The organism is Lysinibacillus sp. RC46 (assembly GCF_041262385.1).
GTDB lineage: Bacteria > Bacillota > Bacilli > Bacillales_A > Planococcaceae > Lysinibacillus.
In genome coordinates this window covers 141,502-156,372 of record NZ_JBGCCF010000007.1, presented here as the reverse complement: position 1 = coordinate 156,372, position 14,871 = coordinate 141,502, and the positions used below count along the sequence as shown (strand labels likewise).

Below are 14,871 nucleotides of genomic sequence, written 5' to 3'. Positions count from 1 at the left end.
CCTAATATTTATTCCAGCATTAACTGCCCTAATGCCCGATTGTTTCAACTATCATTTCGCTGCTTTAGCTAACGCATCCGCACGTTCTTGCTCCCACTTCGCTAAAGCTGCTTTAAACTCATCGTTACTCATTGGTTTGTCTAAAATTTGCTGACCTTTAAATTTCTCGGAAGTCACACCAAATGGAGAATATTGACCTTCAAAAGGATTTAATTTAGAAGCAACATAGCCGCTACCCCCTACTGAATAAGGAATAACAAATGCCTCATCAATTAAAAAAGCTTCCGCTTTGGCAAACAGTTCGTAACGTTTTGCTGTATCAATCGTCGCATTTGCTTCGTCCACTAAGCTTTGATATTTTGATTTTCCGTTTGCTTCGGTATAGCCTTCAGCTAGCTCCGGTTTATTATAAGTACCTTCTGCAGTGAATGGATCCGTATACGTTGATGGGTCGGCATAGTCTGGACCCCAGTTTGCTTCGAGCAATGCAAATTTACCAGGTTTACGAACCTCTGATAAAAAGCCTGTAGATGGTCCGGCCTCTATGATAATATCCACATAATCAGTACCTAATAATCTTTCAATCTGCTGTTTCACTACTTGTGAACGATTTGCCCAATCTGGCATACCGGAGTTATAAGGCATCAACACTTTTACTGGGAAAGTTACTTTTCCTTCTAGCGCTTTTTTCGCTTTTTCCTTGAATTCCAATGCCTTCTCTTTGTTGAAGGAATCGTTCTTTGTAATATCAGCTAATGGTGCTAACTGTGTATAGTCAACCCCCTCCACATTGACAAAGTTTTTCGGAGTAATCGTGTTGCTAAGCAAATCTTTTGGATTATAAGGTTCTAAAGTTAGCATTGCAGATTCACGGTCGAATGCATGGAACAATGATTTTCGGAAATCTTTATTATTGACCGCTTTCTTCCAATTATCAGGCTCATATTCTGCATCAAATTGCGGGTTAAAGTTTAATGCATAGAAATACGTATAGAAGTTATTTTGTGTTTGACGAATTTGTGATTTTTTCTTTTCATCTTTAAACCACTCATCAATAATAGAAGTTGGAATAATCGCTGAATCGACTTCTCCTCGTAAAAATAATTCAGGTTCAACTGTAGCCGCTTCTTTATTGTATTTATAACGAATACGATCAATCAGAACATTGTTTTTATCCCAATACTTATCATTTTTCACAAGTACTCGCTCATTTTGCGGTTCAAATTTATCTAAAATATAAGATCCGTTATAAAGGAAATTATCATTAGTTGTACCGAAACTATCACCTTTTTCCGCTATAAACTTACCATTAACAGGGAAGAAACAGACATAGTTCAACATAGATAGGAAGTAAGGTGTTGGCTTTTCTAAAGTATATTCTACTGTATGTTCATCTATTGCCTTTATGCCAACCTTCGTAAAATCTGTCATATCACCGTTATAGAAGGCTTCCCCATTTTTTACGACCGTAGCAATCCAAGCTGTTGATGATTCATTTTTTGCATCAAGTACATAATGTAAGCCATCTACAAAATCTTGAGCAACAACATCCCCATACTCTTTCCCATCATGAGTAACCCATTTTGCATCGTCACGTAGCTTGAACGTCCAAACTGTAGCATCGTCATTTGATGACCATTCTTTGGCTATGCTTGGTTGTACAACACCATACTTATCATACTCAATTAATCCATCGACCAAGTTCGCAGCCATAGCAAACTCATTCGTTTCAGAGGTCTTTAAGTAATTTAACGTTTTTATTTCCCCTGAATAAACCACGCGATACTCTGATTTTTTTTCACTTGAAGAATCATCGCTACAGGCTGCACAAAGCATTACAACAAGACACACGAAAAGCAACCAATACCTTTTCATCATAAGCATCCCCCTAGTAATCTTAGTTATCTACATAAAGTGACAGTTAAAAACCCAACTATAGCGAAAAAAAAAGTGAGAGATCAACTATCCATAAAGCCAGATTTGTTCTATTTACAGTCAGTAAGGGTGACGAACCCCCACCCTGGGTAAAGCAACAATTTATTATGAAAATCCTATTCCAACTGCATCCGTCATCCTAATTCGATCATTTTCAAATATTGGACCACCATCAATAGGATCTTTCAAACATAAACTAGGACCGTCTAAATCTACCATCGTGATATTTTTCTGTGATGCGGCAAAATGTGCAGCGGCACTTACGCTAATTTTTGTCTCTAGCATACAGCCAATCATGCATCGTATGTCGTTTGCCTCCGCAATGTGGCAAATTTTTTGTGCTTGATAAATGCCTCCTGTTTTCATGAGCTTAATATTAATCAAATCTGCAGCTCGCTTTTCGATAATTTCATAGGCATCTTTTGCAGAGAAAACACTTTCATCTGCCAAAATATTTGTCAATGTATTAGCCGTTACGAATTGCATTCCTACTAAATCATGGCAATGAACAGGCTGCTCCACCAATTCAACATTTGCACCTGCATCTTCCAGTGCACTAATAATTTGTACAGCTTGCTTCGGTGTCCAGCCCTGATTCGCGTCAACTCGCAATGTTATGGCGTGTCCAACTGCTTCACGAATGGCAACAACTCGCTTTACATCACCTCCTGGATCTTTCCCCACCTTGATTTTTAAAATTTGAAAACCTCGTTGTACAGCGGCTATACTATCCTTCACCATTTCTTCAGAATCATTTACACTTATCGTAATATCTGTTATTAATTCTTTCCGAAAGCCCCCTAATAATTTATACAGAGGTGTTTGATAGTGCTTAGCAAATAAATCATAAATCGCCATATCTACCGCAGCTTTTGCACTTGTGTTTTGATAAATACTGCTGTCAATTCGCTCCATGATTTCTGTCAATTCTTCAATATCCATCCCAATAATGGCTGGCTTTATATACTCTTCTATAGCGTGCGAAATAGACCCGAGTGTTTCACCAGTAATGGCTGCAGTCGGTGCCGCTTCACCAATGCCTATTTGCCCATCATCAGTGTGAACATAGACGGCAATATTGTGAATGTTATGCACTGTTCTCAGTGCTGTTTTAAACGGTGTTATAAGCGGGGCCTCCACCTTCCCCACGACAATATTTTTAATTTTCATCCATTCACCTACCTTTAAATTACTTATGTTAAGAACTGTAAAAGTCGAAGCACCTCATAAAAATCATCCGTTACGAATTCCACTGTATTATGTGGTTTAAACGTAGCATTCGGATAGAAAGAATTTCGATATGCTCGTGTATGATCACGATAAATGATTTCCACTACAAAGTGCTCCGGTAATGTCACTTGTAAATCTTCACGTGCCACCTTCATCGAGTCCTCAACAAGTCGCTTCGTTTCTTTAATCGTCAGTTGTGGACTCACGCTAATGGTCGCATTTCCTATCCCTTCTTTCGTGGCAAATGTGATGATGTTATTATTGATAGATTGAATTTCCTCTGTTAATCCCACATCTCCACTGACAAACGAAACGGGAACACCGTGTAAAGCAGCCGCGTACGTATTAATTAAAAATTCACTTGCGTATTCACCATTTATTTTCACATCGGCAAAAACACATATCGTATGTGCTAAAGGATTACGCGCACTTCCTCCTTTACTGTGATAGCCAATAAAAATAGCGCGATCAAAGCTCTTATCAAGTCCCGCAACCATACACATCGGATCATACGTCCACCCACGAATGACCTTGCAGTTTACTGGCAAATTAGAAATATCAAGATTACGTGCTGAATCATGAGCATCCTTTAATAAAATTTCGGTTGCTCCACCAAGAATAGCCCCCTCTATAGCGGCTTCTACTTCCTTTGTCATTTGCTTTTGGAAAAACTGATAATCTGGCGCATTTAGCTCCGTCTCGCTCCAAGCTGTTGTGCCAGTAATCCCTTCAATATCTGCACTAATATAGACCTTCATAGAAATCGAAACTCCTTTACTTTATTGTCTTGGATCATTGCTTCCACAGCTCCATAACTAGCTTCTTGCGCCCCAACACGTCTTGCCCATGAAACATTATTAAAATCGTAATGCCACCATTCCTCTGAATAATTTGTAAACCCAACCATTGTCATACAGTTATATAGAAGACGTCGATGAACACAGGCTTCCCAATCTTCCTCTGGATGTTGTTCAAAATAGCGTGTCGCAGACTTTTCACTGATTTCATCAAATGCGGTACCTAAATTTAAAGCATTACCTTCTAAATCTCCTAGCGTCACATCAATCGCTCCACCTGTTAAATGAGGGGCAAAATGAGCATGACCAATGCTAGGAAACGCAACATACTTTCGCGTTTCTTTTACAACCTCTTGCTCAGTAAAATGGGGAAAACGCTGTGCGATTTGTTTTGAAAAACTCTTAAACAAAAATTGCTGCACTTGGAACGGACGATAGCCATCATATAAGATAAGGCTATAATTTTTAGACAATAATAACAGCGCTTGTGTTAATCGTTCATACACACTCTGTCGTAAATAAATTGCTTGTAAACTGTTTGGTATTTTTTGATGATAGTAAATTGGTTTAATAAAAATCCTCGAATGTTCTTCTCCGATTTGAATGAATGGCTCGCCATTTTCGCGAATTACCGGCGTTGAGTCCCCCATTGAAGTTTTATTTACTTCAATAGGATAAAAAACAGCGTCATGTATAGTACACACCTCCAATTTCAAATTTCGATAAAATTTTTTGATAATTCAGTTTTTAATGAATGTATCATACATTATATTTATTGACTAGATAAAAAAAGAAATATTACAGAGTACTAGCTATTTTCTGTTTTTCAAACAATATCCGCCAAATAATTGATGCAAGAAGTCGAAAAACAATGTTTCTTCCCCTATTTAGGAATTTTATTCGCGAAGGGGATAGATGATTACCGAAACTTAATAAAAAATGGCGAATAAGCATCTTTTCTTAGTTTGCTCTTCGCCATAACATGTGGTTGATTTCCGTTCCAACTGAACGCTTTCCTCGGGGTGTCCGATGAGCTGCTTCGCTGCAGGGTCTCGAGCCAATAAAATGTTGGCCACGAAGGCGTTATCACAGGACGTGATGGTTTTTTCCTTAGTTCCTCTACTACTAATCCCCGAGGAGTCACCCGCCTCTACTCAAATCAACTTATATATAGTTCATCATAAATTTAAGAGATGAACCCTTTATTCCCTAACTTGATCATTAGTTTAACAGATTATATCGATGTGAAATTCCCTAAGCATGTAGATATAGTTCGCTTGTTAGCTTCTAGTATTATGGACGATTGCGGATAATAGGAGATAGCTCTAGCTCCGCTTCTAAATTGCTGTTGATATGGCTAATTAGAATACTGTGTAAGTTTTAGCCAAAGTGAAATTTATCTGAGGTCTTTTTTTATACATACTATTATTCTCTTATAACAAACTCTTTATAACCTTCATTTACTAGATTAATCATTTTATCAGTAAATATTTTTGCCATCTTCTTTCCTTTGTCTTTTGTAGCAAGAGTGGAATCTCCGAATACACCACTTTTACTTAAATCACCAAGTGAAATTGTAGATGCTCCGTAGAGATTTGGCGTCTCGGGATATTCCTTAATAGTTTTGTTCATATCAACTAGTGTTTCATTAACATGGAGCATTAATGAGGTCTCAAACTCGCACGCATGAATCATACCATTCCAAGTTGGAGACTCACATACTTCTTTAATAACTTCATTCATTCGAGGATAGAAGAGATAAATGACTGGCATATCAAGCTCATCTTCCAACTCTCTAACTGCATACTTCATAGATGAGTTGTTAGAATCATGCCCATTTATTAAAACAAGCATCTTTCCTCCATAACGTGATACGCTATGAGCAACGTCTTTGATAACAGCTTCTACTAAATCTTGTTGTAGCGATATAGTTCCAGGAATATCCCTCCAAACCCATGAATAGCCAAAAGGAAGTGTTGGTGCTACAAGAGCACCAGTTGCTTTGGCTACTTCCTTCGAAAAATATTCGGAGAGGTAAATATCTACACCTAATGGTAAATGGTGACCGTGTTGTTCAGTTGCACCTAGAGGTAATATTACAACAGGAAATTCTGCTAAACTCTTTTTAACTTCGTCTCGTGTCATATTAATCATTAATTTCGGTTGATTTTCCATCAATTTCATCCGCTTTCTTTATTGAACTAATAAATAATTTAGCATTACTTTTAATAACAGGGATATCATTTTGAGTTGCTCCTCTAGGAACTAGTTCACTGCCGATCCCAAAGTGATGTATACCTAATTTTTTGTAGAATTTAATATTTTCCGGTGTAACGCCACCAACAGCCATAATATTTACCTTGGGAAACGGACCTCTAATAGCTTTTAAAAAATTCTCATTGAGACCGTTAATAGGGAATAGCTTAAGATACTCAATGTTCAGTTCTAAAGCTTCGGCAATTTCTCCAGGAGTATATACTCCTGGATATACTGTTAAGTCTATTTCTAAAGCTTTCTTCACTAGTTCTTTATTCCAACCAGGAGTAATAATATACTGAACTCCAGCATTTTTTACTGAATACAACTGCTCTTCATTTAGAACAGTACCTGCCCCTAAATAAATTTGTTGCGGTGTAAAATAAGAGACTAGAGTTTCAATACATCCTATACCCAATGTTTGATTACTTAATGAGACTTCTAAATTCTTTATCCCTTCATCAATTAAGGCTTGAACTATTGGAACAATATCGTTTGGCGAAACATCTCTTATTATTGCCATTAAATTATCAAGTTTCATTTTATCACTCCTAAAATTTTGCTAACCAATCAGCTGGGTTTGTATAGAAAATTTGATTAATAGCATGTTGGGAAATTCGCTCGTTCAACATTCTAGGAATGAATTTTTGTTTAATATATCTAAAACCAGGACCACCACCATAAGCGTGTAAATAGCTTTGTCTCCCCATATCTCCTGATATGAGTAACTTATGACCATATCCATGTGCTAGAACATTTTTAATTAAATCTATTCTAATATTATCTGGATAATATTTGACTTTCCCGGGTCCATCGAATTGGATATAGGAGCCACGTTCTAAAATATTTAAGTGATAATAAGGATCAGCATTTCTATCGCTATGTCCTACAGCAACCAAATGCAAATCTACCCCTTCATCCTCTAAAATATCTAACATTTCTACTCCCAGTGTTCCGGATTCAGTATGTAACCATACAGGAGCACCAGTTATTTTTTGAGCTCTTCCGACAGCTCGTGTTATCTTTTCTTCCAGTGGAAGTATAACGTTATACCATGATCCAGCCTTTAATATTCCAGCTTTTGCATCGGATCCATCCATTCCAACTTGTATATCATGAACTAATCTATCTACAATTTGATCGATACTTTCTGTTTCAACCCAATCATCAAAATAGATATGTTTATTGAAACCAGTGACCCCTAACACATTAATGCCACTTTCCTCAGCCATTCTTTTAAGTTTATTACCATCTCTTCCATAGTCGAGGGTAGAAGCATCTACCAAAGTTTCACCCCCGATATTTTTGAATGTTTTTAATTCTTCCAGGGAAGCTTCGTAATTTGTTAATTCGAAATCTCGATCTTTTTGTTGTGGAGGAGGGCAACACCATAAATGTTCATGGGAATAAGTAAACCCAAGTGCTTCTTTGCTAATATCACCTAAAACAGTTCTAATTTTGTCAGTCATATTTATCACTCCTTTAGATTTTATATTGCAATACCAAACAGGGAGCCGATTAATCTAATAAGTAAAGTGACGATGATAGCATCTGTAGAAGCAAACCACAATCCGCTTATGCCATAATCGCTCAAATTAATAATTGGATAAGCTAAAGCCACTATCATTTGAAATGTAAATCCTAGTACCACGCCAGCAATTATGGCGCCACGACGTCCCCCCATTGCATTCCCGAATACACCTGCAGCTCCTCCCATAAAAAATAAACCGATCACAGAAGGTAAGACCACTACAGGTAGCATAGTAGAAATGAGCGTTGCCCCCAATCCACCTACTAAGGCAAATAAAAATCCTATAGTCGTTGCCGTTGGTGCAAAAGAATAGAAAATAGGGATATCTAGTGCTGGTTTTGCACCTGGAACAAGTTTTTCGCTAATTCCTTTGAAAGCAGGTACTAGCTCACCTAGGAACATTCTAACTCCTTGTAATAATACAAGAATACCGACAACAAATGTAAACGCTTGCATAATTGCGAAGAGAGCAATGCTTTGACCACCCGAAAGCTCATTCATAAGTTTAGTGTCGACAAAGAATGAAGTGACCAAATAAATAACAGACATAACAATTCCCATTAAAATTGACATTTCTTTTAAGAAATCTAACTGCTTTGGAACATTCATGTTCTCAGCTGAATGTTCTTTATTTCCTAATTTCCCACCAATCCAACCACTTATCCAAACAAGGGAACTTCCCCAAAATCCAAATCCTACATTATCGTTTTTAGTTACTTTTCTTACGAAAGGTTGCGCTAATGCAGGAAATAGCACACTGGAAATCCCTTGAATTATTGAACCTAGTAGAATAGCTTTCCATCCGTAAATACCCATTTGATCTAAAACGATGGCCATTGTCGCAGCAAAAGAGAACATCATATGACCAGTTAAAAAGATATATTTCCATTTTGTTATTCTGGCTAGAATAACGTTGACGATAAAACCAAAAACTAGAATTAAAGAAGTTTCTGTTCCAAGCACATTTTGCACAGCAGCAGCTATAGCATTATCTTCTGCTATAACGCCAGTTAATTTGAAAGCGCTTTCAAATATTTGACTAAATGGAACTAAGCTATTTACAATGATGTTTGCCCCTTGCTGTAGCATAATGAAGCCAAAAATAGTTTTTAAAGTACCTTTAATAATATCAGATCCAGATTTTTTGAGGGCTATCAGTCCAATAGCTGCGATTATTCCTAAAATAAAGGCAGGGGTTGATAAAACTCCAGTAATAAAACTTAGCATTTTTTATCCTCCTCGTGTATGGATTTGCATAATATATGGCAGTACTTTTTCTTCAATTTCATTTTTATCCAGTAAATTAATGATGGAAACTACAGGTATATCGTTATTTTCAAGCTCCTGTGCTATTTCGCTTGATGCTACTATCAAATCGGCGTTTTTTCCTTTTGCAGAACTTAAATCGGTAGCTTCTCCATCAATTATAAAACCATTTTTATTTCCTAAATCTTGAATTTCCATTAGTAACATTAAACTTGTTCCAAATCCCATACCACAAACAGTTAAAATAAACATTTTAGCTAACTCCTTTCAATATATTATAGATTTCCATTGTGTCAGTTGACTCTTTTAACCTAGTTACTTTATCTTCATTCATCAAGACGGCGCTTAAATCTCTTAACATATTTAAATGAAATTGTTTGTCTACACCCCCAATCGGAATAATAAGTTTAACGTTATCATTTTGTGGATGTCCAAAAGATAGAGGAGTTTTGACTCTCACAAAAGCTATACATTGTTCGTTCACTCCGAATTCTGGTCTTGCGTGTGGAATAGCTATGTTAGGTGCTAACACAATATAGGAACCGAACTTTTTATAACCATTAATCATTTCTTCTACATAACTTTGTTCAACACTTTTAGATTGAAGTAGTAAATTTCCAGCGAATTGAATGGCTTCTTCGGGAGATGTAAGCTCTACATCTAATGCAATTTGTTCAAATTTTATTGGTAACATTGTATCTCTCCTTTAAGCTTATGGAATGATGTGTTTTTTTCTTCTGCCTTCTAGTTCAACAAAATACTCATATCTATCGCCACGTACAACCATATCTACTACTTCTACAGGGATTTTGTTCTTTATGAATGAAGTTCTTCTAACATGTAAGACGGCAGTGCCTTCTGGAACCCTTAATTTACTTGCTTCATATGAGGTAGCAGACCTAGCTGTTATAACCTCCTCAGCACTTTCTAAAAAAATATTGTATATTTCCTCTAAATCCTTATATAAAGAATCAGAAGATAGACCTCTTTTTTCCAAACCAGGGACATACTTGTTTTTTAAATAGTTAATCATTATAACGACCGGCTCATTTTCAACCGCTCGGACCCTTGCAATAGATACAACTTTTTCGTCTGGTGCCAGTTTTAAAGAGTCACGCAATTTTTTTGAAGGTTCTACTTCCTGAATAGTCGTTTCCAAAGTTAAAGATTTTTTCTGCTTAATTGCCATTTCTTCAGTCCAGCTAAAAATAGTTCCAATATCTTGTGTCATTTTATTATTGTTAACAAAAGTTCCTCTTCCTTGTTGCTTAACAACAACACCACTTCTTTGTAACTCATCTATAGCATTTCGAACTGTCATTCTGCTAACAGTATAAAGTTTTTCTAGCTCCTTTTCTGTTGGAAGAATTTCCCCAATTGTCATATTTTTCTCTATATATTCTGTAAGTACTTCTTTCAATTGAATATACAGAGGAACGGAAGATTGTTTGTTTAGTTTTTTCAATTTGTTACCTCTTTCAATTTTCTTGATTACATCATACAACATCATGACCTATAAGTAAAATTTTTATTAAAGGTTATTACCTTTGATTTTAGAGAGAGTGATTAATTATTGAATATGTTTGTAAGCATTTCGTTGTTTCAGGATTGCTAGACTGCAGTTCTCATCTGTGATGCTATTCCCCAAGGAGTCACCCAGTCTCCACTCAATCAGCTTATCAAACGTTTTAACAAATGCATCCACTACTTTCGGTGATGAGCCTTAGTTAAAAGAATCAAATTTAATTAGCAATAAAAAAACCTCCATTTTGATATTAATCAAAATAAAGGTAAAATCCTCCAGTTAACAAGGCTAACTAAATAGTATTTTTATTAATATTTCACGTACTAAAGATGACGTTTCATTTACTGAAGAACGAATATGACATTGAATAATTTTATTATTATAGCTAAACCAGAACTTTCTTGCTGGATATAAAGTTAAAATTGATATGCTTCAACCTTATGTCCATTTCGACCAATTGTAGTCTGTGCCTGTGAAAGTGAATTTAAAATGGCTTCCTCTGTCGCTTCTGCAGCTGCTGCAAATAATTGATTCATGAGAGGATGATCCTCACGTAGTTGTGTCCGTGTTTCGACAAGCTGATCTGATAGATGGGCGATATGATGTGCTGTTGTAAAGCCAATGACAATATCACCGCTGCCATGTGAAAAATGACTACCTGTACGCCCTAGTCCAATACCACAACGTTTAATGACTCGTGTCAGTTGACGACTACTAAGCGGAGCATCTGTGGCAAGTACGATGATAATGGAGCCATCTGTTGGAGATAATGTCGATTCGCTTTGACCGTTAGAAGCAAGATATTGGTGTGCTAAAAACTCAGAGCTTTGCCCGAAATTACTAAGGACCATACAGCCTACCGTATAGTTCGTTGACCCATGTGTCACGATTCGGGAAGATGAGCCAATCCCACCTTTATAGCCAAAGCACATCATTCCTTTTCCCGCACCAACTGCCCCTTCCTCTGCAGTTTCAGTTGATGCTTTACGAATCGCTTCCAAAGCATGCTCAGGTGTGATTGGACATTCTCGAATGGAATTTAAATAACTATCGTTACATTCCCCAACAACGATATTAATAGTTCCTGTTGAATGACCTATTTCACTATTCGTATCTAGCATAAATTGCAGCGTTCCCTGTGTGACAGCTGGAACGCCAAATGTATTCGTTAACATAATTGGTGATTCAATAACCCCAAGCTCATTCACCTGCACGAGCCCTGTCGTTTTTCCAAAACCATTTAACACATAGCTTGCAGCAGTAACCTTTTGCTGAAATAAATTGCCTTCATGCGGTAAAATTGCAGTTACTCCTGTACAAGCATAAGCGCCGTCTTGATTCATTTTCTCATCAAGCGTTATATGACCTACACGCACACCAGCTACATCAGTAATACAATTTTTCTCACCAGTTGATAACGTGCCAACGACGATCCCCATTTCTCGTACTTTTTTTGGCATATTAGTCCTCCTTATGAATCGCCATATTTACAGCAGCCTGTGCATGTAAAACTGTTGTATCAAAAACAGGTACGTTCACATCTTCTTGTTTAATAAGTAATCCAATCTCTGTACAACCTAATATAATTCCCTGTGCTCCAGATTGAACAAGGTTTCCAATCACCTGTAAATAATAGTCCTTCGATGCTTGTTCAATTCGACCCAAGCATAATTCTTCATAGATGATACGATTGACCTCAGCGCGCTCCTCAGCAATCGGAACAAACACTTCAATGCCAAAACCCTCTACTCTTGCTCTATAGAAATCTTGCTCCATCGTGTACTTCGTCCCAAGAAGGGCAACTTTCTGTAAACTAACTTTTTCTATTTGATTTGCTGTCGCATCAGCTATATGTAAAATTGGAATGGTGATCTTTGCCGTTATGATATCAATAACCTTGTGCATTGTATTTGTACAAATAACAATAAAATCTGCCCCTGCACTCTCCAGAGATTGCGCTGCCTCTGCAAGAACTTGCCCAGCCTTTTCCCATGCTCCTTCAGCTTGATAATGCTCAATTTCTTGAAAATCTACACTATACAAAATACATTTTGCTGAATGCAAGCCTCCTAATTGTTGCTTTACCTCTTCATTCATCAGACGATAATACTCTGCCGAAGACTCCCAGCTCATACCGCCAATCATGCCAATTGTTTTCACGCGTATTCCCCCATTTATTTATTTGACTATCATCATACCTACATACGGTTGATATATGTTTTAACAAACGTCATACCCACCTTTTGGTGATGAGCCTTTAATTTTAATTATTATACTAAAAATCCAAGGGCAAATAAGGGAATTTTCAAAAAAAAATAAACTTTACTAGCTTTATTCCACTTCCATTTCTTCAGCTTTTCTTTTCAAAAATAGCAAATATCTAATTAATAAGATGGGTATAGAAGCAACAACAACATTTATACTAATAAAAAAGTAAATACCATCCTCAAAATCAATGCATATAGAATACACAAAGCCCATTAAACCACTAATGATCAATACAACGATAGATGGAAACTTGGGGAATAAAAAAGTGACAATTCCTGCAACTATCATAATTACCATAACCATCAGCAGAAAATGCCAATATAAAAGAAAATAAAATGCCATACTTAACCTCCTTTTCATTACACATGCATTTTTCTATTACATCATTATATTATTTTCTCGCTGTAAAGTTTCGACAAGTGGTTCATCACAATAATCTATTTCTACTCTAATGTATAAGTAAGTCCTTCACTGCACTTGCATTCAAACTAGATATTTCAACTATTGGAAAAATATTTATTAATAAAATCATTTTCTAAAATTCAGTATTTTCAAAAAGTGGATATATTACAAAAAAACAGTGTAAACTGAAGCGTATTGAGATTGGAGGTATGCAAAATGGAATGGATTTCGAATATTGTAAATGATGCTAATAATGTTTTATGGACATATATCCTCATTATATTGTTATTAGCTGCAGGATTGTATTTTTCCTTTGGCACAAAGTTTGTGCAAATTCGACTTTTCCCTGAAATGTTTCGTTTAATAGTGGAAAAAAGAGATGGAGAGTCAGGCGTTTCTCCGTTCCAAGCCTTTACGATTAGCGCAGCCTCTCGTGTAGGTACTGGGAACATTACTGGTGTTGCATTAGCAATCGGAGTAGGTGGACCTGGCGCCGTATTTTGGATGTGGATTATTGCCATATTAGGAATGGCGACTGCCTTTATTGAAAGTACGCTTGCACAGGTGTACAAAGTAAAAGATGGCGATACGTTCCGTGGTGGACCAGCTTATTATATGGAAAAAGCGTTAGGTCAACGTAAATTAGGGATTATTTTTGGTATTCTTTTAACGTTAAGCTTTGGCTTTATATTTAATGCTGTACAATCGAATACGATTGCAACATCTGTTGGTGAGGCATTTCATATTGAGCCCTATATCATTGGTATTATGTTAGTTGTGTTAACGGCCTTGATTATTTTTGGTGGCGTACATAGAATTGTAAAAGTTACGCAAGTACTTGTACCCGTGATGGCTATTTTCTATTTAGCCGTAGCCCTTTTTGTTGTTTTGACGAATTTTTCTGAAATACCTGCCGTTTTCAAGCTGATTTTCACAGAAGCGTTTGGTCTTCGGGAAGCTGCTGGTGGAGCGATTGGGATTGCTATTATGCAAGGTGTACGTCGTGGTTTATTTTCTAATGAAGCCGGTATGGGTAGTGTTCCTAATGCTGCAGCTACCGCTAATACCTCACATCCTGCAAAGCAAGGATTAGTGCAAAGCTTAGGTGTATTTTTTGATACAATTATGATTTGTTCTGCAACAGCGTTTATCATTATTTTAGCTGGGCTTTATAATACTGGTGAAAGTAATGGAATTATTCTTACACAAAATTCCTTAGCTGTACATGTAGGTGATTGGGCTCCTTACTTTATCGCTATTTCTATTATTTTCTTTGCATTTAGTTCTATTGTCGGAAATTACTATTACGGTGAATCTAATATTGAGTTTATGAATGCTCATAAAGGTTGGATGTTTGGCTACCGTATTTTAGTTCTTGCTATGGTGATGTTTGGTTCTCTTGCGCAAGTAGAGCTTGTTTGGAACTTAGCAGACCTATTCATGGGACTAATGGCTATAATCAATATAACAATCATCCTGTTACTTGGTAAAATCGCCTTCCTCGTGTTAGACGACTTTACAAAGCAAAAGAAAGCAGGAAAAAATCCTGTATTTTATGCAAAATCAATCCCAACATTGAAAAATACTGATTGCTGGGAAGAAGATCGATAATTAGTCAAAAACGCCATTCCTCAAGCGGAATGGCGTTTTTATTATGTCTG

The 14,871-nt window shown here is 36.7% G+C and carries 15 protein-coding genes; 1 reads left to right on the top strand and 14 read right to left on the bottom strand.

Annotation, left to right across the window (positions count from 1 at the left end; translation table 11 throughout):
* Positions 1-51: 51 nt before the first annotated feature.
* The 14 genes from ABH966_RS08845 to ABH966_RS08780 all read right to left on the bottom strand — a co-directional run bounded on the left by ABH966_RS08845 (position 52) and on the right by ABH966_RS08780 (position 13,150).
* Positions 52-1,875 (bottom strand): peptide ABC transporter substrate-binding protein, encoded by a 1,824-nt coding sequence (locus ABH966_RS08845; protein WP_370077684.1) that lies wholly within the window; start codon positions 1,873-1,875, stop codon positions 52-54.
* Between the two features lie 165 nt (positions 1,876-2,040).
* Positions 2,041-3,105 carry a dipeptide epimerase gene (locus ABH966_RS08840; protein WP_370077585.1) on the bottom strand — a complete coding sequence of 355 codons (1,065 nt, stop codon included), beginning with the start codon at positions 3,103-3,105 and terminating at the stop codon, positions 2,041-2,043.
* Positions 3,106-3,128: 23 nt separating this feature from the next.
* Positions 3,129-3,923, bottom strand: a complete 795-nt coding sequence (locus ABH966_RS08835; RefSeq protein WP_370077584.1) for a M55 family metallopeptidase — start codon at positions 3,921-3,923, stop codon at positions 3,129-3,131.
* A complete protein-coding gene (locus tag ABH966_RS08830) occupies positions 3,920-4,666 on the bottom strand; it encodes a M15 family metallopeptidase (protein WP_370077582.1) in 747 nt (248 codons plus the stop codon). The genes ABH966_RS08835 and ABH966_RS08830 overlap by 4 nt, the downstream gene beginning before the upstream one ends.
* A gap of 721 nt (positions 4,667-5,387) precedes the next feature.
* Positions 5,388-6,137 carry a creatininase family protein gene (locus ABH966_RS08825; RefSeq protein ID WP_370077580.1) on the bottom strand — a complete coding sequence of 250 codons (750 nt, stop codon included), beginning with the start codon at positions 6,135-6,137 and terminating at the stop codon, positions 5,388-5,390.
* Positions 6,109-6,759, bottom strand: coding sequence for a bifunctional 4-hydroxy-2-oxoglutarate aldolase/2-dehydro-3-deoxy-phosphogluconate aldolase (locus ABH966_RS08820; protein ID WP_370077579.1), 651 nt, complete (start codon positions 6,757-6,759; stop codon positions 6,109-6,111). Before ABH966_RS08820 ends, ABH966_RS08825 begins: the two co-directional genes overlap by 29 nt.
* Positions 6,760-6,769: 10 nt before the next feature.
* The gene (locus ABH966_RS08815) at positions 6,770-7,687 is read right to left on the bottom strand and encodes a phosphotriesterase family protein (protein WP_370077577.1); all 918 of its coding nucleotides are present in this window, start codon (positions 7,685-7,687) and stop codon (positions 6,770-6,772) included.
* Between the two features lie 20 nt (positions 7,688-7,707).
* The gene (locus ABH966_RS08810) at positions 7,708-8,976 is read right to left on the bottom strand and encodes a PTS ascorbate transporter subunit IIC (protein ID WP_370077575.1); all 1,269 of its coding nucleotides are present in this window, start codon (positions 8,974-8,976) and stop codon (positions 7,708-7,710) included.
* 3 nt (positions 8,977-8,979) lie between these two features.
* Positions 8,980-9,267, bottom strand: a complete 288-nt coding sequence (locus ABH966_RS08805; RefSeq protein ID WP_370077573.1) for a PTS sugar transporter subunit IIB — start codon at positions 9,265-9,267, stop codon at positions 8,980-8,982.
* A gap of 1 nt (position 9,268) precedes the next feature.
* Entirely contained in the window at positions 9,269-9,709 is a 441-nt protein-coding gene (locus ABH966_RS08800; protein WP_370077571.1) for a PTS sugar transporter subunit IIA, read from the bottom strand.
* An 18-nt stretch (positions 9,710-9,727) separates the two neighbouring features.
* Positions 9,728-10,480, bottom strand: a complete 753-nt coding sequence (locus ABH966_RS08795; protein ID WP_370077569.1) for a GntR family transcriptional regulator — start codon at positions 10,478-10,480, stop codon at positions 9,728-9,730.
* Between the two features lie 476 nt (positions 10,481-10,956).
* On the bottom strand, positions 10,957-12,000 hold the full coding sequence (locus ABH966_RS08790; protein WP_370077567.1) for a DmpA family aminopeptidase: 1,044 nt from the start codon (positions 11,998-12,000) through the stop codon (positions 10,957-10,959).
* Between the two features lies 1 nt (position 12,001).
* On the bottom strand, positions 12,002-12,700 hold the full coding sequence (locus tag ABH966_RS08785; protein ID WP_370077565.1) for an aspartate/glutamate racemase family protein: 699 nt from the start codon (positions 12,698-12,700) through the stop codon (positions 12,002-12,004).
* A 171-nt stretch (positions 12,701-12,871) separates the two neighbouring features.
* The gene (locus ABH966_RS08780; RefSeq protein WP_370077563.1) at positions 12,872-13,150 is read right to left on the bottom strand and encodes a hypothetical protein; all 279 of its coding nucleotides are present in this window, start codon (positions 13,148-13,150) and stop codon (positions 12,872-12,874) included.
* Positions 13,151-13,426: 276 nt separating this feature from the next.
* Between ABH966_RS08780 and ABH966_RS08775 the strand changes: the two genes are divergently transcribed.
* Entirely contained in the window at positions 13,427-14,821 is a 1,395-nt protein-coding gene (locus ABH966_RS08775) for an alanine/glycine:cation symporter family protein (protein WP_370077561.1), read from the top strand.
* The last annotated feature ends 50 nt before the right edge of the window (positions 14,822-14,871 follow it).

What these genes read in the sequence shown, in the direction of transcription:
- ABH966_RS08775 (WP_370077561.1), top strand. Translation starts at nt 13,427, where the DNA reads ATGGAATGGATTTCGAATATTGTAAATGATGCTAATAATGTTTTATGG.
- ABH966_RS08845 (WP_370077684.1), bottom strand. Translation starts at nt 1,875, where the DNA reads ATGAAAAGGTATTGGTTGCTTTTCGTGTGTCTTGTTGTAATGCTTTGT.
- ABH966_RS08780 (WP_370077563.1), bottom strand. Translation starts at nt 13,150, where the DNA reads ATGGCATTTTATTTTCTTTTATATTGGCATTTTCTGCTGATGGTTATG.
- ABH966_RS08820 (WP_370077579.1), bottom strand. Translation starts at nt 6,759, where the DNA reads ATGAAACTTGATAATTTAATGGCAATAATAAGAGATGTTTCGCCAAAC.
- ABH966_RS08815 (WP_370077577.1), bottom strand. Translation starts at nt 7,687, where the DNA reads ATGACTGACAAAATTAGAACTGTTTTAGGTGATATTAGCAAAGAAGCA.
- ABH966_RS08840 (WP_370077585.1), bottom strand. Translation starts at nt 3,105, where the DNA reads ATGAAAATTAAAAATATTGTCGTGGGGAAGGTGGAGGCCCCGCTTATA.
- ABH966_RS08810 (WP_370077575.1), bottom strand. Translation starts at nt 8,976, where the DNA reads ATGCTAAGTTTTATTACTGGAGTTTTATCAACCCCTGCCTTTATTTTA.
- ABH966_RS08800 (WP_370077571.1), bottom strand. Translation starts at nt 9,709, where the DNA reads ATGTTACCAATAAAATTTGAACAAATTGCATTAGATGTAGAGCTTACA.
- ABH966_RS08835 (WP_370077584.1), bottom strand. Translation starts at nt 3,923, where the DNA reads ATGAAGGTCTATATTAGTGCAGATATTGAAGGGATTACTGGCACAACA.
- ABH966_RS08790 (WP_370077567.1), bottom strand. Translation starts at nt 12,000, where the DNA reads ATGCCAAAAAAAGTACGAGAAATGGGGATCGTCGTTGGCACGTTATCA.
- ABH966_RS08825 (WP_370077580.1), bottom strand. Translation starts at nt 6,137, where the DNA reads ATGGAAAATCAACCGAAATTAATGATTAATATGACACGAGACGAAGTT.
- ABH966_RS08805 (WP_370077573.1), bottom strand. Translation starts at nt 9,267, where the DNA reads ATGTTTATTTTAACTGTTTGTGGTATGGGATTTGGAACAAGTTTAATG.